General features: G+C 63.7%; 26 protein-coding genes and 1 pseudogene. 13 read left to right on the top strand and 14 right to left on the bottom strand.

All coding sequences use genetic code 11. The features are described from left to right. Positions 1-4: 4 nt before the first annotated feature. Genes LGH82_RS18275 through LGH82_RS18265 form a run of 3 tightly spaced genes read left to right on the top strand, consistent with a single transcriptional unit; the run spans position 5 to position 3,035 of the window. Entirely contained in the window at positions 5-955 is a 951-nt protein-coding gene (locus tag LGH82_RS18275; RefSeq protein ID WP_227344073.1) for an HlyD family secretion protein, read from the top strand. Continuing rightward, positions 952-1,902, top strand: coding sequence for an ABC transporter ATP-binding protein (locus LGH82_RS18270; protein ID WP_227344072.1), 951 nt, complete (start codon positions 952-954; stop codon positions 1,900-1,902). Before LGH82_RS18275 ends, LGH82_RS18270 begins: the two co-directional genes overlap by 4 nt. Further along, positions 1,899-3,035 carry an ABC transporter permease gene (locus tag LGH82_RS18265; RefSeq protein WP_227344071.1) on the top strand — a complete coding sequence of 379 codons (1,137 nt, stop codon included), beginning with the start codon at positions 1,899-1,901 and terminating at the stop codon, positions 3,033-3,035. The genes LGH82_RS18270 and LGH82_RS18265 overlap by 4 nt, the downstream gene beginning before the upstream one ends. 132 nt (positions 3,036-3,167) lie before the next feature. Here the strand turns inward: LGH82_RS18265 and LGH82_RS18260 are convergent, their stop codons facing one another. Both LGH82_RS18260 and LGH82_RS18255 read right to left on the bottom strand, forming a co-directional pair. Beyond that, positions 3,168-4,145, bottom strand: a complete 978-nt coding sequence (locus LGH82_RS18260) for a threonine/serine dehydratase (RefSeq protein WP_227344070.1) — start codon at positions 4,143-4,145, stop codon at positions 3,168-3,170. A 320-nt stretch (positions 4,146-4,465) separates the two neighbouring features. Then, positions 4,466-4,789, bottom strand: a complete 324-nt coding sequence (locus tag LGH82_RS18255) for a hypothetical protein (protein WP_227344069.1) — start codon at positions 4,787-4,789, stop codon at positions 4,466-4,468. A 176-nt stretch (positions 4,790-4,965) separates the two neighbouring features. Here LGH82_RS18255 and mbfA point away from each other — a divergent pair, with 176 nt between their 5' ends. Beyond that, positions 4,966-5,949: an iron exporter MbfA gene (gene mbfA, locus LGH82_RS18250; RefSeq protein WP_227344068.1), complete on the top strand. Its 984-nt coding sequence runs from the start codon at positions 4,966-4,968 to the stop codon at positions 5,947-5,949. A gap of 167 nt (positions 5,950-6,116) precedes the next feature. On the opposite strand, the gene LGH82_RS18245 is transcribed toward mbfA, so the two are convergent. The 3 genes from LGH82_RS18245 to LGH82_RS18235 form a co-directional block, all read right to left on the bottom strand. After that, a complete protein-coding gene (locus LGH82_RS18245) occupies positions 6,117-6,461 on the bottom strand; it encodes an antibiotic biosynthesis monooxygenase family protein (protein ID WP_227344067.1) in 345 nt (114 codons plus the stop codon). Further along, a complete protein-coding gene (locus LGH82_RS18240; protein ID WP_227344066.1) occupies positions 6,458-6,790 on the bottom strand; it encodes an NIPSNAP family protein in 333 nt (110 codons plus the stop codon). The genes LGH82_RS18245 and LGH82_RS18240 overlap by 4 nt, the downstream gene beginning before the upstream one ends. 88 nt (positions 6,791-6,878) lie before the next feature. Then, a complete protein-coding gene (locus tag LGH82_RS18235) occupies positions 6,879-7,085 on the bottom strand; it encodes a DUF1127 domain-containing protein (protein ID WP_227344065.1) in 207 nt (68 codons plus the stop codon). Positions 7,086-7,153: 68 nt separating this feature from the next. Here LGH82_RS18235 and LGH82_RS18230 point away from each other — a divergent pair, with 68 nt between their 5' ends. After that, positions 7,154-7,828 carry an ArsR/SmtB family transcription factor gene (locus LGH82_RS18230; RefSeq protein ID WP_227344064.1) on the top strand — a complete coding sequence of 225 codons (675 nt, stop codon included), beginning with the start codon at positions 7,154-7,156 and terminating at the stop codon, positions 7,826-7,828. A gap of 41 nt (positions 7,829-7,869) precedes the next feature. On the opposite strand, the gene ligD is transcribed toward LGH82_RS18230, so the two are convergent. Next, entirely contained in the window at positions 7,870-10,383 is a 2,514-nt protein-coding gene (gene ligD / locus LGH82_RS18225; RefSeq protein WP_227344063.1) for a DNA ligase D, read from the bottom strand. Between the two features lie 12 nt (positions 10,384-10,395). Beyond that, a complete protein-coding gene (locus tag LGH82_RS18220; protein ID WP_227344062.1) occupies positions 10,396-11,265 on the bottom strand; it encodes a Ku protein in 870 nt (289 codons plus the stop codon). Between LGH82_RS18220 and LGH82_RS18215 the strand changes: the two genes are divergently transcribed. The 5 genes from LGH82_RS18215 (at position 11,264) to LGH82_RS18195 (ending at position 14,236) form a co-directional block, all read left to right on the top strand. Then, complete coding sequence (locus LGH82_RS18215) at positions 11,264-11,431, top strand: hypothetical protein (protein WP_227344061.1); 168 nt, start codon at positions 11,264-11,266, stop codon at positions 11,429-11,431. The two genes, LGH82_RS18220 and LGH82_RS18215, sit on opposite strands and share 2 nt — an antisense overlap. Positions 11,432-11,618: 187 nt before the next feature. Further along, on the top strand, positions 11,619-11,765 hold the full coding sequence (locus LGH82_RS18210) for a hypothetical protein (RefSeq protein WP_227344060.1): 147 nt from the start codon (positions 11,619-11,621) through the stop codon (positions 11,763-11,765). A 180-nt stretch (positions 11,766-11,945) separates the two neighbouring features. Further along, positions 11,946-12,395 (top strand): thiol-disulfide oxidoreductase DCC family protein, encoded by a 450-nt coding sequence (locus tag LGH82_RS18205; protein ID WP_227344059.1) that lies wholly within the window; start codon positions 11,946-11,948, stop codon positions 12,393-12,395. 222 nt (positions 12,396-12,617) lie between these two features. Then, the gene (locus LGH82_RS18200; RefSeq protein WP_227344058.1) at positions 12,618-12,992 is read left to right on the top strand and encodes a YciI family protein; all 375 of its coding nucleotides are present in this window, start codon (positions 12,618-12,620) and stop codon (positions 12,990-12,992) included. Next, positions 12,989-14,236, top strand: a complete 1,248-nt coding sequence (locus LGH82_RS18195; protein ID WP_227344057.1) for an RNA polymerase sigma factor — start codon at positions 12,989-12,991, stop codon at positions 14,234-14,236. The genes LGH82_RS18200 and LGH82_RS18195 overlap by 4 nt, the downstream gene beginning before the upstream one ends. Before the next feature lie 36 nt (positions 14,237-14,272). Here LGH82_RS18195 and LGH82_RS18190 read toward each other — a convergent pair whose 3' ends face one another. After that, entirely contained in the window at positions 14,273-14,899 is a 627-nt protein-coding gene (locus LGH82_RS18190; protein ID WP_227344056.1) for a glutathione S-transferase family protein, read from the bottom strand. Positions 14,900-14,987: 88 nt separating this feature from the next. Continuing rightward, entirely contained in the window at positions 14,988-15,422 is a 435-nt protein-coding gene (locus tag LGH82_RS18185) for a MarR family winged helix-turn-helix transcriptional regulator (RefSeq protein WP_227344055.1), read from the bottom strand. A 76-nt stretch (positions 15,423-15,498) separates the two neighbouring features. On the opposite strand from LGH82_RS18185, the gene LGH82_RS18180 reads away from it, so the two are divergent. Beyond that, entirely contained in the window at positions 15,499-16,032 is a 534-nt protein-coding gene (locus LGH82_RS18180; RefSeq protein WP_413771370.1) for an alpha/beta fold hydrolase, read from the top strand. Between the two features lie 15 nt (positions 16,033-16,047). Further along, positions 16,048-16,272 carry an alpha/beta fold hydrolase gene (locus tag LGH82_RS33695; protein ID WP_413771369.1) on the top strand — a complete coding sequence of 75 codons (225 nt, stop codon included), beginning with the start codon at positions 16,048-16,050 and terminating at the stop codon, positions 16,270-16,272. A 33-nt stretch (positions 16,273-16,305) separates the two neighbouring features. On the opposite strand, the gene cysK is transcribed toward LGH82_RS33695, so the two are convergent. The 5 genes and pseudogenes from cysK to hrcA all read right to left on the bottom strand — a co-directional run bounded on the left by cysK (position 16,306) and on the right by hrcA (position 21,081). Continuing rightward, a complete protein-coding gene (cysK, locus tag LGH82_RS18175) occupies positions 16,306-17,286 on the bottom strand; it encodes a cysteine synthase A (RefSeq protein WP_227344054.1) in 981 nt (326 codons plus the stop codon). Positions 17,287-17,465: 179 nt separating this feature from the next. Then, positions 17,466-18,081, bottom strand: a pseudogene (locus LGH82_RS18170) (LysE family translocator). Between the two features lie 104 nt (positions 18,082-18,185). Then, the gene (locus LGH82_RS18165) at positions 18,186-19,535 is read right to left on the bottom strand and encodes a PQQ-dependent sugar dehydrogenase (RefSeq protein WP_227344053.1); all 1,350 of its coding nucleotides are present in this window, start codon (positions 19,533-19,535) and stop codon (positions 18,186-18,188) included. A gap of 88 nt (positions 19,536-19,623) precedes the next feature. Next, complete coding sequence (locus LGH82_RS18160) at positions 19,624-19,821, bottom strand: hypothetical protein (protein ID WP_227344052.1); 198 nt, start codon at positions 19,819-19,821, stop codon at positions 19,624-19,626. 174 nt (positions 19,822-19,995) lie between these two features. Further along, on the bottom strand, positions 19,996-21,081 hold the full coding sequence (gene hrcA / locus LGH82_RS18155; RefSeq protein WP_227344051.1) for a heat-inducible transcriptional repressor HrcA: 1,086 nt from the start codon (positions 21,079-21,081) through the stop codon (positions 19,996-19,998). Between the two features lie 177 nt (positions 21,082-21,258). Between hrcA and rph the strand changes: the two genes are divergently transcribed. Continuing rightward, a complete protein-coding gene (rph, locus tag LGH82_RS18150; protein WP_227344050.1) occupies positions 21,259-21,975 on the top strand; it encodes a ribonuclease PH in 717 nt (238 codons plus the stop codon). Positions 21,976-21,984 lie beyond the last annotated feature (9 nt).

The raw sequence follows: 21,984 nt of genomic DNA, 5'->3' as shown, positions 1-21,984 counted from the left end.
AGCCATGAGTTTCCTCTGTTCTCTACCGCTTGCCGTTCAGCTTTTCAGCGCCTGTTCGCAGGCACCGCTCGCTGTCGGCTATGTCGAGGGCGACTACGTGCTGCTCGCCCCGATCGAAGTGGCGCAGGTCGAGACGGTGTCGGTGAAGCGTGGCGATCGCGTCATGCCGGGCACGCCGGTGGCGACACTGGAAGATGCCGACGCCAGGATTGCCGTGGCTCAGGCCGAAGCGGCGCTCGCGCAGGCGCAGGCGCAACTCGCCGACCTGCAGGTGGGCAAGCGGCCGGAAGAGATCGCGGCGCTGAAGGCAGCGGTGGACATGGCCAAGGCGCAGGCGGCTGACGCCAAGCGCAAATTCGACCGAGCCAGCGACCTGTTCAAGCGAGGCGCCGGCACGCAGGCCGACAACGACACGGCCTCGGCGACGCTGGAGACGGCCGATGCACAGGTTGGCCAGGCCGAGGCCAATCTCGCCGTCGGTGGCCTGCCGGCACGCCCCGAGACGATCAAGGCCGCCGACAATCAGGTCAAGCAGACGCAGTCGGCGCTGGAACAGGCGCAATGGCGGCTGTCGAAGCGCTCGCTTGCCGCGCCGTCACCCGGCCGCGTCAATGATGTCATCCGTAATCCCGGCGACACGGCGGGGCCGACCGCGCCGGTGATCTCCATGCTGCCGGACGGCGCGGTGAAGCTCAGCGTCTACATACCCGAAAGCGCGTTCTCGTCGGTGAAGATCGGCACGATGCTCAGCGTCCGTTGCGATGGCTGCGGAGACGGTCTCAAGGCGCGCGTCAGCTATGTCTCGCCGGATCCGGAGTTCACGCCGCCGGTCATCTACTCGCTCGAGAACCGGCAGAAGCTGGTCTATCTGGTCGAGGCGCGGCCGGAGGGTGACAAGGGTGTGCTGCAGCCTGGCCAGATCGTCGACGTCGATCTCGCGGATCTCAATAAATGAATGCGATCGACGTCCACGGCCTGGTCAAGCGCTTTGGCGACAAGACCGTCGTCGACCACGTGACGATGTCGGTGGCCGAAGGTGAGATCGTCGGCTTCCTCGGCCCGAACGGCTCGGGAAAAACCACCACCATCCGCATCATGTGCGGCCTGCTGACGCCGGACGAGGGCGAAGGCACCGTGCTCGGTTTCAACATCCGCACCGACAGCCTGAAGATCAAGCTCGAGGTCGGCTACATGACGCAGAAATTCTCGTTCTACGAGGACCTGACGATTGGCGAGAATCTCGAATTCGTGGCGCGGCTCTACCAGCTGAAGCCGGTTGGTGACTACGTCGACAGGACGCTGGAGGAACTCGGCCTGACCTCGCGCCGGAACCAGCTGGCCGGCACGCTCTCCGGCGGCTGGAAACAGCGGCTGGCGCTGGCCGCCTGCATCATGCACAAGCCGAAGCTGCTGTTGCTCGACGAGCCGACGGCGGGCGTCGACCCCAAGGCCAGGCGTGAATTCTGGGACGAGATCCATCGGCTGGCCCGTGGCGGGCTGACGGTCCTGGTCTCCACCCACTACATGGACGAGGCCGAACGCTGCCATCGCATCAGCTATATTTCCTACGGCAAGATGCTGGCCAGTGGCACGGTCGCGGAGGTGGTCAGGAATGCCGGGCTGACGACCTACGTCGTGCAGGGGCCGCGTCTCGACCGGGTCTCGGCGGCCCTGGAAGGCCGTGCCGGTGTCGACCAGGTGGCGCCGTTCGGCGCGACATTGCACGTCGTCGGTTCCGACAAGGCAGCACTTGAAGCAGCGCTCGCCGATGTCGAGAAGGAGCATGAGGGTGTGACGGTGACGCCTGGTGAAACCAGCCTGGAGGATGTCTTCATCCAGTTCATGGCCGGCTCGAAGGACAATATGGCCAAGGATAGTCCGGCCAAGGATAATCCTGGATGAACGCCATTTTCTCCTTCGCCAGGCTTGGTGCGCTGCTGATCAAGGAATTCATCCAGATGCGGCGCGACCGCATCACCTTCGCCATGATGTTGGGCGTGCCGCTGATGCAATTGGTGCTGTTCGGCTTTGCCATCAACAGCGACCCAAAGAGCCTGCCGGCGGCGCTCGTGGCCATGAGCAACGACCAGTACACACGCGCCATGGTCTCCGCCTTGCAGGTGACCGGCTACTACCGGTTCGACTATGTCGCTCACAGTGCCGAAGAGGCGGAAGCGCTGATGGCCAAGGGCGCCGTCTCCTTCGTCGTCACCATCCCCGCCGATTTCGCCAGGCGGGTCGAGCGCGGCGACAGCCCGCAGATCCTGATCGAAGCCGACGCCACCGATCCGTCGGCGGCGAGCGGCGCCGTCTCGACGTTGAGCACGGTCGCCAGCCAAGCGCTGCTGCGGGCGCAGGGCATGCAGGAGACAGCCGCCGAAAACGCCAAGGGGCAGTTGCAGGTGGTGGTTCACCAGCGCTACAACCCCGAGGGCATCTCGCAATATAACATCGTGCCTGGCCTGCTCGGCGTCATCCTGCAGATGACCATGGTGATGATGACGGCCATGGCGCTGACGCGCGAGACCGAGCGCGGCACGATGGAGAACCTCCTGGCGATGCCGGCGAGCCCCGCCGAGATCATGCTGGGCAAGGTGCTGCCTTTCCTCGTGGTCGGCGCGGTGCAGGTGGCGGTGGTGCTGGTGGCGGCAAAGCTGTTGTTCGCCATCCCCTTCGTCGGATCGCTGACGCTTCTCCTGTCGGCGGTGCTGGTCTTCGTGCTTTCGTTGGTGCTGCTCGGCTACACGATCTCGACCATGGCACGCACGCAGATGCAGGCAATGCAGCTGACCTTCTTCTTCTTCCTGCCGTCGCTGCTCCTGTCCGGCTTCATGTTCCCCTATCGCGGCATGCCGGGCTGGGCCCAGGTCCTCGGCGAAATCTTTCCGCTCACGCACTTCCTGCGCATCACCCGCGCGGTGATGCTGAAGGGGGCCGACTTCAGTGCGATCGGCGGCGAGATCGCCTGGCTGGTGCTGTTCGTGGTGGTGTTCGCCGGCACGGCGCTGCTGCGGTTTCGCCGGACGCTGGATTAGCCTGTCAACCTAGAGCCTGTTCCATCCCGATGGCATCGGGATGGGGCTCTATCTCTTTGTTTTAGCATGATCTCTGGACAAACGGGGTCCGTTTGTCCGAGAAAACCGGATTCCACTTTTCGGGATCATGCTCTAGGCGGCTGCCATGATCCGCGCGTAGGTATTGTAGTCGACATTGCCGCCCGACAGCACCACGACGACGCATTTGCCCGATAGCTCGATCTCGCCCGACGAAAGTGCTGCCAGCCCGACGCAGCCACCGGGCTCGACCACCAGCTTGAGATAGGCCATGGCGTCGCGCACCGCCTGTTCGGTCGCCTTGTCGGATACGGCGATGCCGCCGGCGAGGTTCCTGCGGTTGATCTCGAAGGTGATAACGCCCGGCTCGGCGGTCAGGATCGCGTCGCAGATCGAATTGTGACCCGGTTCGTTCGAAACCCGGGCGCCCTTGGCCAGAGATCGACGCGTGTCGTCGAAATGCTCGGGCTCCACCGCCCAGACGGCTGTGCCGGGCGAAGCGTCCTTGACCGCGACGGAAATGCCGCTGGTCAGGCCGCCGCCACCACAGGGCACCACCACCGCGTCGACGCTTACCCCAAGTGCTTTTGCCTGGCGCATCAGCTCGAGGCCAATCGTGCCCTGGCCGGCGATGATCGCCGCGTCGTCGAAGGGCGGAACCAGCACCATGCCCTGTTCCATGTAAGGGCGAACGACGGTCATGCGGTCATCGCGAAAGCGGTCGAACGGGACCACCTCCGCGCCCATCTTGCGGACATTGCCGATCTTCATCGCCGGCGCGTCGGCCGGCATGGCGATGACGGCCTTGACGCCGAACATTGCCGCCGAGGCGGCGACGCCTTGCGCATGGTTGCCCGACGAGAAGGCGACGACGCCATGGCCGCGTTCCTCTTCGCTCAGCGACGACAGCTTGTTGTAGGCGCCGCGAAACTTGAACGAACCGGTGCGCTGCAGCGTCTCCGGCTTGAACAGGATCCTGGCGCCGAAGCGCTTGTTGAGTTCCGGCGATTCAATCAGCGGTGTTTCGACGATCAGGCCGGAAAGCCGGGCTGCGGCACGGTGGATGTCGGCAATGCCGGGAGGCGTGGTCATGGTGGATCCTGCGGAGATGCGATCCCCATGGTGCACGGAAAGGGCCGCGCGACGCCAACGAAAAAATGTGACGGTTACAAAGTCTGGGCGGTGATGACCACGGTCGGCGCTGCCCCTCACCTGCCTGCCGGCATCCTCTCCCATATAGTGACGGGGAGAGGGTCGCTGTTGCCGATGGTTTCGCCAATTTTCTGCGTTGCAGAATGGCGCTGGCATTGCGACCGGCTACTTTCTCCCCGTCACTATACGGGGAGAAATGCCCGGCAGGGCAATGAGGGGCGGCGCCGAGGCTGGTTATTGGTCTCCCTGCGGACCGTTCCTCATCCCAATAGCGCGCGCTGCCGCTTCGTCCCACCCAGCTTGCGCCAGTTGTTGAAGCGGTGCGTGGCGGCGGCAAAGGAGATCTTCATCTGCTGGGCGACCGTGTAGCGCGACTTGCCTTCGTCGAACATCCGGTAGCAGCACTCGGCGCCCTCCTCCGTCAGTTTGCCGTCGGGAGCCTTGTTGTGGGGATTGGCGGGGTCGAATTTCTCGACCCGCTGTTCGACCAGGCCTTTCAGGCGCTGCAGGTCGGCCTCGATACTGGCGATGAGATCGAGAACGGGCTTCGCATCAAATGCTTCTTCATGCGGTTTTGCCGGCATCTGCGAATTCCTTCTTCTTGGCTGGAGTTCACCAATATAGGTAAACATTCAGCGATAGTGAAGGGGCGTGCGGGGCGTTCCGGCTTCAACAATTCTTGACCTGACCCAACAGTGCGATTGACCAAGCCAGCGTCAAACCCTAGTTTAGAACTATTCTAAACTAGGGTGAATTCCTCATGCTTTCCCGTGTTTTCGGCTTCGGCCGCCGCCCCTTCGAATCGCTCTCGGAACAGGAGATCCTGGCGCTTGCCATCTCGTCCGAGGAGGATGACGGGCGCATCTACCGCGCCTATGCCGACGGGCTGTTGGAGAGTTTTCCGCAATCGGCGAAAGTGTTCGAGGACATGGCCGAGGAGGAGGACGGCCACCGCGATGCGCTGATCGAGCTCTTTCGCAAGCGTTTCGGCGAGCGGATTCCATTGATCCGGCGCGAGCATGTAAAGGGCTATTTCGAGCGCAAGCCCGACTGGCTGGTCAAGCCCTTGGGCATCGAGCATGTGCGCAGCCAGGCCGAGGCGATGGAGCGGCGCGCCTATCTGTTCTACGTCGAGGCCGCAAAGCGCACCACCGACGCCTCGACGCGAAAACTGCTTGATGATCTGGCCATTGCCGAGCAGGGCCATGAGACGCTGGCCCAGCGGCTGGAACAGAAACATGTGCCGGGCGCCGTCAAGGAGGAGGAGGCCACCGCCGAGCAGCGCCAGTTCATCCTGACCTATGTGCAGCCCGGGCTGGCCGGACTGATGGACGGATCGGTGTCGACGCTGGCGCCGATCTTCGCCGCCGCCTTTGCCACGCATGACACCTGGCAGACACTGCTTGTCGGTCTTGCCGCCTCGATCGGCGCCGGCATCTCGATGGGCTTCACCGAAGTCGCTTCCGACGACGGTAAATTGTCCGGCCGCGGCTCGCCACTCAAGCGCGGCCTGACCGTCGGCATCATGACCACCCTGGGCGGCCTCGGCCACGCGCTGCCTTACCTCATCTCGCATTTCTGGACAGCGACAGCCGTTGCGGCCGTGGTGGTGTTCTTCGAACTCTGGGCCATCGCCTTCGTCCAGAACCGCTACATGCAGACCCCCTTCTGGCGAGCCGCCTTCCAGGTGGTGCTGGGCGGCGCGCTTGTGTTCGCGGCCGGCGTGCTGATCGGCAATGCTTGAGCGGGGTTTTTCCTTCTCCCCTTGTGGGAGAAGGTGGATCGGCGCGCGGCGCCGAGACGGTTGAGGGGTGCTGGAAGGAATGAGGCGTTGGTGTTTTCTGGAACACCCCTCACCCGACCTGGCTTCGCTCGGTCACCTTCTCCCACAGGGTGAGAAGGAAGAGCCCCTCACCCATTCACCGCCCGGCTATCCGCTGGCGCCTCTGCCCTCTCAGTCAGCCCGTAATCGCGAACGACATGCGCGATGCGCAGCCTATATCCGGCAAAGATGCCGCCCCGGCCGGCCTGCTGCGCCTGCCGGTGCTCCTCGGTGTTTCGCCAGGCCTTCACCGCGTCCTCGTCGCGCCAGAACGACAGGGACAGGATGCGGTTCGGGTCAACCAGGCTCTGGAAGCGCTCGATCGAGACAAACCCGTCGATGCCGTCGAGCAGTGGCCGCAGTTCGGCGGCGATGGCGAGATAGGCGTCGCGTCTGCCCGCCGCCGGATCGACCTCGAAGATGACGGCAATCATGTTTTCACCAGAGGGGCGTGTGGGCCGGAAGCCAGTTTCAGGAACATGCGATCCTCCTTGAGGATGAATCTTTCGCGGCGGGCGAACTCGTAGTTTGCCTTGCCGGCGGGATCGGCGGCAAGTCGTGCGCGATAGGCTTCGTAGGCGGCCAGGCTTTCGATGTTGTAGGCAGCATAGGCAGTGGTCGCCGAGCCCTCATGCGGCGCGAAATAGCCGATCAGGTCGGCGCCGCAGCGCGGAATGGCCTGGCCCCAGTTGCGGGCATATTCCTCGAACGCCGCCTTGCCGAACGGGTCGATCTCGTAGCGGATGAAGCAGGTGATGGTCATGGTCGTCTCCTTGAGGTGTCTTGCGTCGACAATTCGAGCGGCGTCGAAGCATCCGGTGAGTGGATCTGCTAGGCAATTCCCTGGCTGGTCATGCCCGCCAGAAGGACTTCGCGCATTCGCGACGCACGTCTTCTGGAGTGAGACCAAGGTCGCGCAGCAGATGATCGTCGATCTCGGCGAGGTCGCGGCGCTGCAGGTGGCGCTCATACCACCGGGCCAGCAGCCGCGAGCGGAACCAGGTGACGAACAGGAATGATTGGCTCTCGGACGGTGCGGAGGTGGAAGCGGTTGTCATCGTCGTCTCCTTGATCTGCACGGAGAATAATGGTTATCTGACAAGAACGCTTCGATGAGGAACGAACTATGCGTGAAGGACCTGACATTGCCCGCATCGCCAGCCTGGTCGGTGATCCGGCGCGGGCAAACATGCTGACCGCACTGATGGGCGGCACCGCGCTGACCGCGAGCGAGCTGGCGCTCGAAGCAGGCGTGTCGCTGCCAACAGCCAGTTCGCACCTGTCGAAACTGATGGAGGGCGGCCTGCTGACATTGGCAAGCCAGGGGCGGCATCGCTACTACGGCCTCGCCGGTCCACAGGTGGCTGGCATGATCGAGTCCATTATCGGCGTTGCGGAAGCCGTCGGCCCCAGGCGTGTGCGGCCGGGCCCGCGCGACACGGCGATGCGCGTGGCGCGCGTTTGCTATGACCACCTTGCCGGCGAACAGGCAGTGGCAATGCTCGACCGCCTTGTCGCAAAAAACGTGCTGGTCCGAGACAACAACGAGATCAGCCTCGCGCCGTCGGCGGCCTCGCACTTCGCCGCCATCGGCATCGATGTTTACACCAAGCCGCGGCGGCCTGTCTGCCGCGCCTGCCTCGACTGGAGCGTGCGGCGCTCGCACCTCGCCGGCACGCTGGGCGCCGCCATCCTCGACAAGATCCTCGCCGAGAAATGGGCGCGCCGCGAAAAGGACAGCCGTGCCGTCATTTTCTCCCCGCCGGGCAAGCAGGCGTTTGAGAGGGTGTTTTTGAGCTGAGGCGCGGCGCGAAGGATCACTGTGCTGGCAAATTGCGCGAGCTACCCTCGCTTCAACACCTTGCCCTGCTCGAAGAAATCCAACCACGGATCGGCTTCCGCCAGCCGCTTCAGCGTCGTATTGTCGCCCATCGGGAAAGCGTTCGGCGCCAATCCGGCCTCGATCTCCGCCCAGGTCACCGGCATCGACACGGTGGCGCCCTTCTTGGCGCGAGAAGAATAGGGCGCGACGGTCGTCGAGCCCCGGCCATTGCGCAGATAGTCGACGAAGATCTTTCCCGTGCGCGCCTTCTTCGACAGCGTCGCCGTATAGCGGCCGGGCGCGCCTTGCTCCAATGCCTTGGCGAAATCATGGGCGAAGGTTTTAACCTCATCCCAATCCGCCGAAGGTTTCAGCGGCACCAGCACATGATAGCCCTTGCCGCCCGATGTCTTGACGAAGTTCGGCAACGACAGTTCATCGAGCTTGCCCCTGATGTCGAGCGCCGCCTCGCGCACCGCCTTCACGTCGACGCCCTCATCGGGATCGAGATCGAAGATGATCTGGTCGGGCTGTTCAAGCGCATCGATGGTGCAGCCCCAGATATGAATCTCGACCACGCCGTACTGGACCAGTGCGGCCACGCCGTCGAAATCGCGGATGAACAGGATCTCTTCGCCATCCGTCGGGTCCTTCATCCGCGCGATCTTGTCGCTCATGCCGGCCGAGGCATGCTTCTGGAAGAAGCGCGGGCCGCCGACGCCGTCCGGCGCGCGGACAAGGCTGAGAGGCCGGTTGATGACGAACTGTTCCATGCGTGGCCACACCAGCGCGTAGTGGTCGAGCAGGCCTTGCTTGGAGATCTTTTCCTCGGGCCACAGCAGCTTGTCGGGATGGGAGAGTTTTACCGTGGTCGTCATCGCTCCGGCCGGGCTGGCGGCACTCGGCGCCGACCTGCTCTTGGCCGGGCTTTTGCCTGCTGTCGCGGCCTTTGGCTTTTCCTGCACGACTTCCTCCGCCGGCTTGTCCTCGCGCAATCCCTGGAACGAGGCGTGACGTATTATACGGTCGGACGTCCAGCTGCGAAACTCCACTTCGCCGACAAGCTCGGGCTTGACCCAGACCAGGCCTTTGCCCTTCGGCACGGCCGCGTCAAAGGGTGAGACCTTCGCCTTCAGCGCATCAAGTTTCCTCTTCAGGTCGGTGGCGCCCTTGGCCGAGAAGCCGGTGCCGACGCGGCCGGCATAGTGAAGCTTGCCGTCCTCGTGATAGCCGACCAGCAGTGAGCGCAGCCCACGTCCGGTCTTGTCCGACGGTAGGTAACCGCCGATGACGAACTCCTGCCGCGCGGTGCATTTCGACTTCACCCAAGAGGGGCCGCGTCCGCTGCGATAGGGCGCATCGGCCCGCTTGGAGACGACACCTTCCAGCCCCATCCGGCAAGCATGCTCCAGCATGACCTTGCCGGGCTCGGCAAAATGGTCGGAGAAGCGGATCGCCGAATTCTCCGGCTGCTTGCCGAGCAGGTCCTGCAAGGCCTGCTTGCGCTCGACCAGCGGTTCACCGCGCAGATCCGCGCCATCGAGACGCATCAGGTCGAAGATATAATAGATGAAGCGGTTGGTTCGGTTGGCGGACAGATCCTGTTGCAGCAGCGAGAACGAGGACACACCGCTGTCAGCCAGTACGACAACCTCGCCGTCGAGGATCGCGTCGCTGCACTTCAGCCCAGCCAGTTCCGCGACGATCTCGCCGCCGAATTTTTTCGTCCAGTCGAGGCCGGTGCGCGTCAACAGTCGCACATCCGTGCCGGCGATCTGCGCCTGCATGCGGTAGCCATCGAACTTCACCTCATGCAGCCAGTCCTTGCCCGGCGGTGCGTCCCGCTCCAGCGTCGCCAACTGCGGCTCGATGAATTCGAGTTTCCGGCCTGCGGTCTTTGCCTTGCCGGCAGCCGGCTTGTTGGAATGCCAGACCTTCGGCTTCTGGCCCTTCGCGCTCTTGCCTTCGCCGACCTCCTCTATCGTCAGGCCAGACTTCACAGATTCCGGTGCCTCCTTGAGAATGTCTTCGCCCGGCCGCGCCGCCGCATCGTCGGACTTGATCAGCAGCCAGTTGTCGCGCTTTTCGCCGGCGCGGGGCTTCAGGCGCACCAGATGCCAGAGCCCATGCAGCTTGTGGCCGTGCAACTCGAAACTGATGTGTCCCTTCTTCATAGCCTTGTCCGGGTCGATCTCGGGAACCCATGTCCCTTCGTCCCAGACGATGACCGAGCCGCCGCCATACTCGCCCTTGGGAATGGTGCCCTCGAACGACGCGTAATCGATCGGATGATCCTCGACATGCACGGCCAGCCGCTTTTCATGCGGGTCGAGGCTCGGGCCGCGCGTCACCGCCCAGCTCCACAGCACACCACCATGCTCGAGGCGTAGGTCGTAATGCAGCCTGGTCGCGGCATGCTTGTGAATGACGAAGATGCCTCCCGCGCTGCCTTTCCCGCCACGCGAGACCTTGCCCGCCGGCTCCGACGTCTTCTTGAAATCGCGCTTGGATTGATATTGTTCGAGGCTGGCCATCGCTTCGCGTCCTCAGGCGGATTTGCGCTTGGGCGCGCCGGCTTTCGGCTTGGCGCGTTTCGCCACCGGTTTGGCTTTCGCCGCCGCCGAGGCCTTCGCCGAGCCGGCGTCCGACGAAAGGCTCTTCTTCAGCGCGTCAAACAGATTGACGACGTTGGAGGGCTTGGGTGCCGCCTTGGCCTTCGGCGCCTTGCGTCCCGCCTTCTTGGCGCGGATCAGTTCGAGCAGGGCGTCCTCGTATTTGTCGTCGAACTTGGAGGGATCGAACGTCGCCTTCTTCTTGTCGATGATGAGCTCGGCGAGATCGGTCATCTCCTGGTCGGTCTTCACCGCCTTGATGTCGCCGAACACGGTGTCGGGCTGCCGCACCGTGTTGTCGTAGCGCAGCGTGGTCAGCACCATGCCCTTGCCCAGCGGCTCGATCACCACCGGGCGTTCGCGGCTGTAGAGCACGATGCGCGCCAGCCCCGCCATCTTCTTGCCCGCCATCGCATCGCGGATCACCGCAAACGCCTCCTCCGACACCTTGTCGGCCGGCGCGACATAGTAAGGTGTGTCGAGATAGATCTGCTGGATCGAGGCTTTGTCGACAAAGCCGTCGAGCGCCATCGTGTGCGAGGACTCGATCTGGACGGCGTCGATCTCGTCCTCCTCGATATGGATGAAATCGCCGTCGTCCTCATAGCCCTTGATCTCGTCGCCGTCGTCGAGCGGCTTGCCGGTCTCCGAGTCGACATAGATGCGTTTCACCGTGTTGCCGGTCTTGCGGTTCAGCACCCTGAACGAGACCTTCTCGGTATGGGTGACGACATTGGTCAGCTCGACCGCACAAGTGACCAGCGACAGTTTCAGATAGCCTTTCCAGGCGGGACGCGGCGCCATGACAATTCTCTCCGTGAGAGGCGAGAACGGGCAAATTCCCATCCAGTTCCGACTGGAGGTGACGGCAACGCCGGTGGCGTGGGCCGCAAGCCCGGAAATTTTTGCGGTCGTCGAAAAAACTGAAACAAAATCGCGCGCAGGCGACATTAAAACGAAACATATGTGATGCAAAAGTCACAGCTGCCGGAATGCAGCTGAACTGCATGGAAAGACCCCGAAACAGCCGCATTCCGGCCATGATGCAAGGCATTTTTGGGCAAAGATTAACATCGCGTTCACCGACTATTCACGCCTAGACGCTATGATGCCGGTAATTCGGAAAGAGATCCGAAAATCGGACAGGGACTGGTACTATGAACTTCCTCACGCACCTCATCGGCTATGCCGCCGCCATCCGCGAATTCGTCTCGCCGACCTATCGGCCCGAGCGCTACTACATGCGCGGCCCCGGCCCCGCTTGCGCCCGTCGCGGCAACTCGCTCGGCATGAGCGCGCACTGACCATGACGTTCGAGAGCCGCCACAACAGCCGGATCTGCAGGCCGGCCGCCGATTCCCGCGCAACCACCTATCGCGCCGAGCGTCTGGCGTTCGTCGCCAGACAGCGTGCGACATCGCTGCGGCTTTGATGCCGTGATCGGCTGGCTTAATGTCCTTCGGGCATAAGCAGCCGAGGCCCACGTGACCGAGCTCACCAAGCCGAACCACTCTCCTGAACCACCATCCCTTGATGCAAGCCATCCGCTGATCGTCTTCGATGGCGTCTGCGTGCTGTGCTCCGGCTTCGTGCGCATGGTGGTCAGGCTCGATCGGCAAGACCGCTTCCGTTTCGCCACCGCGCAATCGCCATTCGGCGAGGCACTGTTTCGTCAGCATGGGCTGCGGACGGATAGCTACGAGACCAATCTCGTCATCATCGACGGTGCCGCCTTCATGCGCCTGGAAAGTCTCGTCGCGGTGATGTCCGAACTCGGCTGGCCGTGGCGGGCGGCAAGGCTGTTGCTCCTCCTGCCGCGCCCGCTTCGCAACTGGCTCTATGAACGTGTCGCTGGGAATCGCTACGCCCTGTTCGGCCGTAAGGACAGCTGCGAGATCCCGTCCGCCGAGCTGAGGGCGCGTTTGATTGGTTAGGGCATGATCCCGAAAAATGGGAACCGGTTTCCTCGGACAAACGGTCCCGTTTGTCCAGAGATCATGCTCAATCAATAGATAGAGGCTGGCGCCGGCACGGTGCGTCTTGCGCAACGCGTGGCAGAGGGCGAAGATTTTTCCGAACCCTGTCGAAATCGTCCACGGTCGCGCGACATACGTTCGGCCCGCAACGATGCGGCCCTGTAACCACGGGAGATGACCATGCAGTATCTGCTTCTTATCTACAACAACGAGGCCGGGATGGCAGCCGCGCCCAAGGAGGCGGCCATCCAGATGAGCGCCGCCTATGGCGCCTACACCGAGGCGATGAAGAAGGCCGGCGTGTTTGTTGCTGGCGAGCGATTGAGGTTCACGTCGACGGCAACCTCGGTGCGGGTGGCCGGCGGCAAGACCAACGTGATCGACGGCCCCTATGCCGACACCAAGGAGCAGCTCGGTGGCTACTACATGATCGAAGTGCCCGACATGGACGCGGCCATTTCCTGGGCGGCGCGCTGCCCCGGCGCCGGCACCGGCACCATGGAGGTGCGGCCGGTATGGCCGATGGCGGAATACATGACAGAATACGCTGCGTGACAGCCATCAGCCCAGATTTGGCGCGGGCGGCGGCGGAGGCAGCCGCCCGGCAAAGCTACGGCAAGCTGATCGCCTATCTCGCCGCAAGGTCCCGCGACGTGGCCGGCGCCGAGGACGCGCTGGCCGATGCCTTTGCCGCGGCGCTCGAACACTGGCCGCGCACCGGCGTGCCCGACAGGCCGGAGGCCTGGCTGCTGGCGGTGGCGCGGCGGCGCAGCGTCGATGCCGTCAGGCGGCGGCTGACCAGGGAGGCAAGCCGCGATCATCTGAGGCTGATCGCCGAGGAGATGGAGGCGCGCATGGTCGACGAAGATCTTCCGGACGAACGTCTCAGGCTGATGTTTGCCTGCGCCCATCCGGCGATCGAGGCGAGCATTCGCGCGCCACTGATCCTGCAGACCATCCTGGGCTTCGATGCGGCGACGATCGCCTCCGCCTTTCTGGTTTCACCGGCGGCGATGAGCCAGCGCCTGGTGCGCGCCAAGGCCCGCATCCACGAGATCGGCATTCCATTCAGGATACCCGAGCAAGCCGAACTCGGCGAGCGGCTGGACACGGTGCTGGAGGCGATCTACGCGGCCTTCGCCGAAGGCTGGTCCGATCCGGCAGTCACCGAAACGCAGCGCCGCAACCTGGCCACCGAAGGCATCTGGCTCGGCCGTCTCGTTGCCTCGTTGATGCCCGATGAGCCGGAGGCGCTCGGCCTGCTGGCCCTGATGCTGTTTGCCGAGGCGCGGCGGCCGGCACGGCGCAATGCGGCAGGTGATTACGTGCCGCTGGCCGACCAGGATCTTGCACTGTGGGACGGCGCCTTGATCGACGAGGCGGAATCCCTGCTCAGGCACGCGGCAACGATGGAGCTTATCGGCCGTTATCAACTCGAGGCGGCGGTTCAGTCGGCCCATGCGGCACGACGGCTGACCGGCCGCACCGACTGGGTGGCGATCCGCGAGCTCTACGACGCGCTGCTTTCGATCGTGGGGTCGCCGGTGGTGGCGATCAACCGCGCGGTGGCGATCGCGGAGACCGAGGGCGCGGTGGCGGGACTGGCGGCGCTCTACGTGCTGGGCGACGACAAGCGGCTTGATGAATATCAGCCCTACTGGGCGGCGCGAGCCGGGCTTTTGGCCAGGCTTGGCAATGTCCCCGAGGCGACCGAAGCCTATGATCGGGCGATCGGCCTTGAACGCGACCCGGCGGTGCGTCGGTTCCTGCAAGGAAAACGGGCAGCCCTCAGAAATTGAGGTGTCGGCGGACGTGCTCTGCCGTCCGCGCCTCGTTCAGGCCGGCCACATCTCGTGCGATGTATTGAGCTTCTTCAGCAGCGGATGCTCGCGCAGCCCGGCCCATAAGCGCTCGATGTTCGGCCAGGCCGATCGTGCCCTGTCGACCTCTGGATGCCAGGCGACCAGCATCACCAGATAGATGTCGGCCAGCGACAGCTGGTCACCGACCAGCCAGTCACGGCCCTGCAACGCAGCATCGACAACGGCGAAACCGCGATCCATCTCGGCGACGGCGGCCTGCTTGACCGCTTTCGTGCCGTCGGCGTCGGCCGTATAGCGTGGTGCATAGTAGAAACGCAGGACGGCGGGGTAGAGAACCGATGACATGAACGTCATCCAGCGCAGGAAGTCGACGCGGGCAGGGGCGTCGATGGCGGGCGCCAGATTGGCCTGCGGATGGCGCTCGGCGAGCAGGATGCAGATCGCCGCCGATTCGGTCATGGAGCGGCCGTCCGGCAAGGTCAGGACGGGCACCTGGTTCAGCGGGCTGATGGCCAGGAAGGCCTGGTCGGGCTGGTCGGTCTTGGGAACATCGATCTGGTCGAATGATGCTCCCGCCAAGGCGAGTGCCGCCTCGACGACGAAGCCGCCGCTGCCGGGACGTGTGTAGAGCTTGTACATGAAATCCTCCGCCGGCCCGCGCAACGCGGGCCGGTGGCGATATGAACCGGAAGCAGCGTCTTGCTCAAGCTGGCGGCTGCCGCCACGGTCAGTTTCCGCGTTCCAGCGAATCGTTGGAAGAATCGTCCAGGCCATGCTCCAGCAATTTGTTGAGCAGCCGCATCAGCATATCCCGCTCCGTTTCATCAAGCGGGGCGACCGCCCTGGCGAAAATGTTGACAACGCGTTCATGCCCGCGCTGCAACATCGCCTCTCCTTCAGCCGTGAGGCGATGCGCGTTGGCGCGACCCGGGCCGATTTGGCGCTCGATCCAGCCCTGGCGGATCAGCCGCGTCGTGAGCGTGCCGAAGGCCTGATCCGAATTGAAGGTCAGCGCCGCCAGATTGTGCATCGTCGCGCCGGGGTTCCGGCCGATCTCACGCAGCGCATTCCACTGCACGAGGCTGACGCCCAATTCCGACAGCGCCGTATCGAGCGCCCGATGGTGGCGGTGCTGGAGCTTCTTTATCGAAAGGGTGAGCATTTCAGGCGAGCTTGACATATCAACAAGTTTATATAAACATATTGATCATGTCAATCAATCCGCGGGAGATCGTGCGATGCCCAAGCAGCAAGTGAGCCTGTTTGCCGGAACCGTTCCGGTTGCCTTTTCAGATCAGGGGCGAGGCCGGGCGTTCCTGGTCCTGCATGGTGGCGCGGGAGCAGGCTCGATGTCGGGCCTTGCGCAGGCGCTTGCGAAAAATGGGCGCACGATCCTGCCGACACATCCAGGTTTTGATGGCGAACCGCGCCCGCAAGAATTTGCCGGCATCGCCGATCTGGCGCTCGCCTACCTTGCCCTGATCGAGCGGCTGGACCTGACGGATGTAGTTGTTGTCGGCAATTCGGCCGGCGGCTGGGTCGCGGCCGAAATGGCGCTTCGCAATTCGCCCCGTATCGCCGGATTGATCCTCCTCAACGCGGTCGGGATCGATCCAGACCCGGCGGCGCGGCCGATCATTGATCCGACCAAGCTCCCGCCGGCGGAACGCTCCGTCCTCGCCTTCCACGACCCGCAACGCTATGCGATTGCCCCATCGGGTCCGGACGCCGCCGCCGCGATGGCGGAAAATCAGAAGACCTTGCGGCTCTAGTCCGGAGAACACTTCATGTACGAGCCGACGCTGAGGTCGCGGCTGGCGCGGATGCCTGTCCCAGCCCTCGTCGCATGGGGCGAAAGCGATGGGATCGTGGATGTCGACTATGGCCGGCGCTACGCCGACAGCATTGCCGGCGCTCGCTTTGAACGGATCGCAGAGGCCGGCCATTTCCCGCATATGGAGCAGCTGGACGAGGTGATCAGCCTCGTAGGTGACTTCGCCGGCGGATTGTGAGGCGGCCTGGGGGTTACCCACGCCGCCCGGACATCAAGAGCCGAGCCCCTCGAACAGGATTGTCGACAGGTAGCGCTCGGCGAAGGACGGGATGATCACGACCAGGTTCTTGCCCTTGTTCTCCGGCCGCGAGCCGACGACGATGGCCGCCTGCAGTGCCGCACCTGAAGAGATGCCGACCGGCACGCCTTCGAGGCGGGCGACGAGCCGTGCATTGGCGATCGAATCCTCATTCGAGACCTTGACGATCTCGTCGTAGATCGTCGTGTCGAGGATCTTTGGCGCGAAGCCGGCGCCGATGCCCTGGATCTTGTGCGGGCCGGGCTGGCCGCCCGACAGCACGGGCGAGGCGTCGGGCTCGACGGCGACGACATGCACCGAAGGCTTGCGCTTCTTCAGCACCTGGCCGACGCCGGTGATGGTGCCGCCGGTGCCGATGCCGGCAACGAAGATGTCGACGTCGCCCTGCGTGTCGTTCCAGATCTCCTCGGCCGTGGTCGTGCGGTGGATCTCGGGGTTGGCGGGGTTCTCGAACTGCTGCGGGATGATGGCGTTGGGGATCGTCGCCGCCAGTTCGTCGGCCTTGGCGATGGCGCCCTTCATGCCCTTGGGCCCTTCCGTCAGCACCAGCTCGGCGCCGAGCAGCGCCAGCATTTTCCTGCGCTCGATCGACATCGTCTCCGGCATGGTCAGGATCAGCTTGTAGCCCTTGGCGGCGGCGGCGAAGGCGAGCGCGATGCCGGTGTTGCCCGACGTCGGCTCGACCAGCGTCGTCTTGCCGGGCGAAATCTTGCCGGCCGCCTCCAGCGCCTCGATCATCGCCACGCCGATGCGGTCCTTGACCGAGGCGATCGGGTTGAAGAATTCCAGTTTGGCCATGAGATTGGCGACGATGCCCTTTTCCTTGGCGAACTTGTCGAGCCGGACAAGCGGGGTGTCGCCGATTGTCTCGGTGATCGAATTGTAGACGCGGCCGCGGCCGGGCACGCGTGCGGAGGTGACGGGCTTGTTCATCGGTTTCGCTCCCAGGATTTCAGGCAGTGGATTCAAGCCTCGCAAGATACGGCTTTCAGCCGCGCAAGATAAGCTGTCGGTCGAAAATATCCGAGTGGGGCATGTGCTCAAAACGCGCCCGCCTCGGAAAAGCATTTCCTGAAGCAGGCTCCATCTGGAATGATTTGGCGCAAATGTTCTTATTGGCGAGCAGCGATCGCCGCCGCCGCGCCAACCATGAAAACGGCGGCGGTGCGGTTGAGCGCCCGCAAGGCGCGCGGCGATTTCAGGAACCAGCGCGCCTTGGCCGCCAGCGCCAGATAGGGAACCAGAACGACCAGCAGAACAACAATGGTGATCGCGACGAGAATGCCGTAGTCGGCCAGCGTGATTGTCTTCAGATCGACGATGGTGGGTGTGATGGCGAGATAGAAGATCATCGTCTTGGGATTGCCGAGGGTGACCGTGAGGCCGGCGACAAAACTCGACATCAGCCCGCCCTTGCCCTTCTTCGCTTCCACTGTTTCCGGGGTGATCCCGCTGGTCCAGAAGCGCCAGCCGAGGAAGGCGAGATAGGCGACGCCCAGCCATTTGATCGCCAGGAAGACCATGCCGAACGTGTGGGCGACAAAGGCAACCAAGCACCACGGCGGTGAGATAGGTGAGATCGCCAAGCATCAGCCCGAAGGACATGGCCAGTGACGAGCGGAAGCCGGAGCCGAGCGCGCGCGCAATCAGTGCGGTCAGGCCTGGACCGGGAATGGCGGCGGCAACGCCGAGCGCTGCGCTATAGGCAAGGAATCCGGTGAGGGTCATGAGGGTCGCTTTCAGGACTACCGCTGACTTTTGCCAGATACCAGGCGGGACGTGAATTCCCTGAGGGCTGGATTCGTTTGCACCAGCACACGCTTGACCACGGGTCAGGACGGACCACTACCGTGTGTGATGCGCCAGATGGTGCCGTTGCCATCCTCCGTGACGATAAGCGCCCCGTCCTTGGCCACGGCGACGCCGACAGGCCGCCCCCACACGTCGCCACTGGAGGTGACGAGGCCGGTCATGAAATCCTCATATTCGCCGGTCGGCTTGCCGTCCTTGAACAGCAGCCTGACGACCTTGTAGCCGGTCCTGTTGGCCCGGTTCCAGGAGCCGTGCAAGGTGACGAATGCATCGCCCCGGTACTCCGCCGGAAAACTCTTGCCGGTGTAGAAAGTGATGTTGAGCGGCGCGGAATGCGCCTGCATCAGCACGTCGGGGATATCAGCCTTGCCGGCAAGGTCGGGGCGCTCGCCCTTGTGGCGCGGGTCCTCGTTCTTGCCGATATAATACCAGGGCCAGCCATAGAAGGCGCCTTCCTTGACGGCCGTCGCATATTCGAAAGGCACATTGTCGCCCAGCGCGTCGCGCTCGTTGACGACGCACCAGAGCGCGCCCGTGGCTGGCTGGACGGTCATGCCCGAACAATTGCGCAGGCCGGTGGCAACGATCCGTCGGTTCTTGCCGTCCGGATCAAAGGCCAGCACATCCGCGCGGCCGCCTTCCGAACCCCAGGTGGCGCCGAGAGGCTTCGACTTGATCCATGCGTCGAGCCCGCCCTGCGGCCTCTTCGCCATGCCCTCGGCGACGTTCGATCCCGAGCCGACCGACAGATAGAGCGTCTTGCCGTCGGGCGAGAAGGCAATATCGCGCGTCCAGTGATGGTTCGAAGGGATATTGTCGACGAGGACTTCCGGCGCGCCAGAGGCCTTCATGTCACCGGTTTGATAGGGGAAGCGAACGATGCTGTCGCTGTTGGCGACATAGACCCATTGCGGGTTGTCCGCCGGATAAAAGGCAATCCCATAGGGTTGGGTCAGGCCATCGGCGAAGATTGTGTCGGCAGGCTTCGCGCTGCCCTCGGCCAGACGATAGACGCGTATCTGGTTTGCCTCGCTGTCGGCGACGAACAGGTCACCGTTCGGCGCGATGCGGACGACGCGTGGATTGTCGATGCCCGACGCGATCAGCTGGGCCGAGAAGCCAGGCGGCAGTTGCGGCATGGCGCCTTTCGGCCTGTCCACGAGGCCAGCACCGTTCGATGCGGATTTCGTGGCATAGGCTTTCGGCAAATCTTCCGGCTTGATAAGGCGCCGCACGCCGGGCCTGTCGGCACGCCAGTCGCCAAAGGCCGCCGGGCCCTTCAGCACTTGAGAATCCGCCTGTTGGGCGAATGCCGTCGTGGTGAGAAAGAAAGCGGCGGAAATCGCTGCCGGGCCGGCAAATCGGATCATCCTGTCCTCCGCGGATCGGTCGCGAAACAGGAAACGGGTGGCGACGGCGGTCGTTCCGCTTACACGAGGAGTTGAATGGATGTGCGGTTCAGCTTCCGGCTGCGTAGAAATCGTCGTCGAGGCGCTTTTCCAGTTCCACCAGATCGGCCGGCAACGGCAGGCCCATGGCGCGCATTGCCCTGAGCTTTTCGCGCAGTTGCTCCTGCACTTCGTGCTGGTCCTCGGGCTGGTTGACCATCTCCTCGAGCAACAGGCTGATCTGGGCCTTGATCTCTTCGAGCGCCATTGTTTTTCTCCTTGTCAGCGATCTGCTGGGGATAAGGTGTATTGATATTCAGGTCAGGCCGCACCGAAAATGGTGGCTTGCGAGAACCGGAGCGGAGTGTACTTTCGTACGTGAGCACCGGAAGCGCGGGTATCAGCCGTTTGCAGGCCGGCATCACCTGAATACCAATATACCCTAACGCAGCATGCGGGAAATCAGTTGCGCCGTATAATCGACCATCGGCACGATGCGCGCATAGTTCAGCCGCGTCGGGCCGATGACGCCGAGCGCGCCGATGACGCGAGCGTCCTTGTCACGATAGGGGGCAACGACCAGCGACGAACCCGACAGCGAAAACAGCTTGTTTTCCGAGCCGATGAAGATGCGCACGCCCGATCCTTCCTCGGCCAGATCGAGCAGCTGAATCAACCCGTCCTGCGTCTCCATGTCCTCGAACAGATGCCGCAAGAGTTCGATGTCGGCCTGTGCCGTGACATTCTCGAGCAGATTGGCGCGGCCGCGCACGATGAGGCGTGCCGGCAGGCCGCTATCAGCACCTGCCCACACCGCCAGCCCCTTCTCGACCAGATCCTGCGACAGCGTGTCCAGCGCCGCCCTGGTCTCTTCCTTGATGCGGGCGATCTCGACCCGCGCCTCGGCCAGCGTGCGGCCGCGAATGTGGGCGTTGAGGAAATTCGAGGCCTCGTGCAGCTGCGATAGGGTGATGCCCGCCGGCAGGTCGACAACCCGGTTTTCGACATCGCCATTCTGCGACACCAGCACCGCCAATGCCTTGGTCGGCTCGAGCTGGATGAACTCGATATGCTTCAGCGCCACCTCGTTCTTGGTGGCGAGCACAAGGCCGGCACCGCGCGACATGCCCGACAGCATCTGGCTGGCTTCGGTCAGCATGTGTTCCAGCGTGGCGCCCGAACCGGAAGCGCGCACCTGCGCCTCGATGGCGCGGCGTTCCTCGTCCGAGAGGTCGCCGAGTTCCATGAAGGCGTCGACGAAGAAGCGCAGACCGGCCTGGGTCGGCAGCCGGCCGGCCGAGATGTGCGGAGCGTAGATGAGGCCCAGATGTTCCAGGTCGCTCATCACGTTGCGGATGGTGGCAGGCGACAGCGAGGAGGGCAGGATGCGCGACAGGCTGCGCGAGCCCACGGGTTCGCCATCCTTCAGGTAGGAATCGACGATGCGCCGGAAGATGTCGCGCGAACGCATGTCCAGCGATTGAAGAGCGGGCGATTGCATAATGGGATCGGCGACTGCTTTGGTCATGCGTGCCAAAAACCTCCATCACAAGGATATAGACTTCGGCTGCATCCGCGCAACCCGGCGTCTGTATCAGATCGCCGGCGTCTGTGTCGGATCGCCCGGCCATTTTCCTTTGCGCCATGGGCTTGGTGCGGTTACAAGCCGGCCACGATTCCGAAAAATGACAAGAAAGAAGCCCGAATGCGCCCCTCCAAACGCCAATTCGACGAAATGCGCGCCATCTCCTTCGAGCGCGGCGTCTCCAAGCACGCCGAAGGCTCATGCCTGGTGAAGTTCGGCGACACGCATGTCCTGTGCACGGCGAGCCTCGAGGAGAAGGTGCCGGGCTGGATGCGCAATTCGGGCAAGGGCTGGGTGACGGCGGAATACGGCATGCTGCCGCGCTCGACCGGCGAGCGCATGCGCCGCGAGGCTTCCGCCGGCAAGCAGGGCGGCCGCACGCTGGAAATCCAGCGGCTGATCGGCCGCTCGCTGCGCGCGGTTGTCGACCTGCAGGCGCTGGGCGAACAGCAGATCACCGTCGACTGCGACGTGATCCAGGCCGATGGCGGTACCCGCACGGCCTCGATCACCGGCGGCTGGGTGGCGCTGTATGACTGCCTGCGCTGGATGGAAGCGCGGCAGATGGCCAGCGTCGCCAAGGTGCTGAAGGATCACGTGGCGGCCATCTCCTGCGGCATCCATGACGGCCAGCCGGTCATCGATCTCGACTATGTGGAGGACTCCTCCGCCGGAACCGACGCCAATTTCGTCATGACCGGCAAGGGCGGCATCGTCGAGATCCAGGGCACGGCCGAGGGCGAACCCTTCTCCGAAGAGCAGTTCGCGTCCCTGATGGGCCTGGCCAAGAAGGGCATCCAGCGCCTGGTCAGCCTGCAGCAGATGGCGGTGGCTTAGTTTTAAATG

The organism is Mesorhizobium sp. PAMC28654 (assembly GCF_020616515.1).
GTDB lineage: Bacteria > Pseudomonadota > Alphaproteobacteria > Rhizobiales > Rhizobiaceae > Mesorhizobium.
The sequence above is the reverse complement of the archived record's forward strand: the minus strand, read 5'-3'. Positions and strand labels throughout refer to the sequence as shown.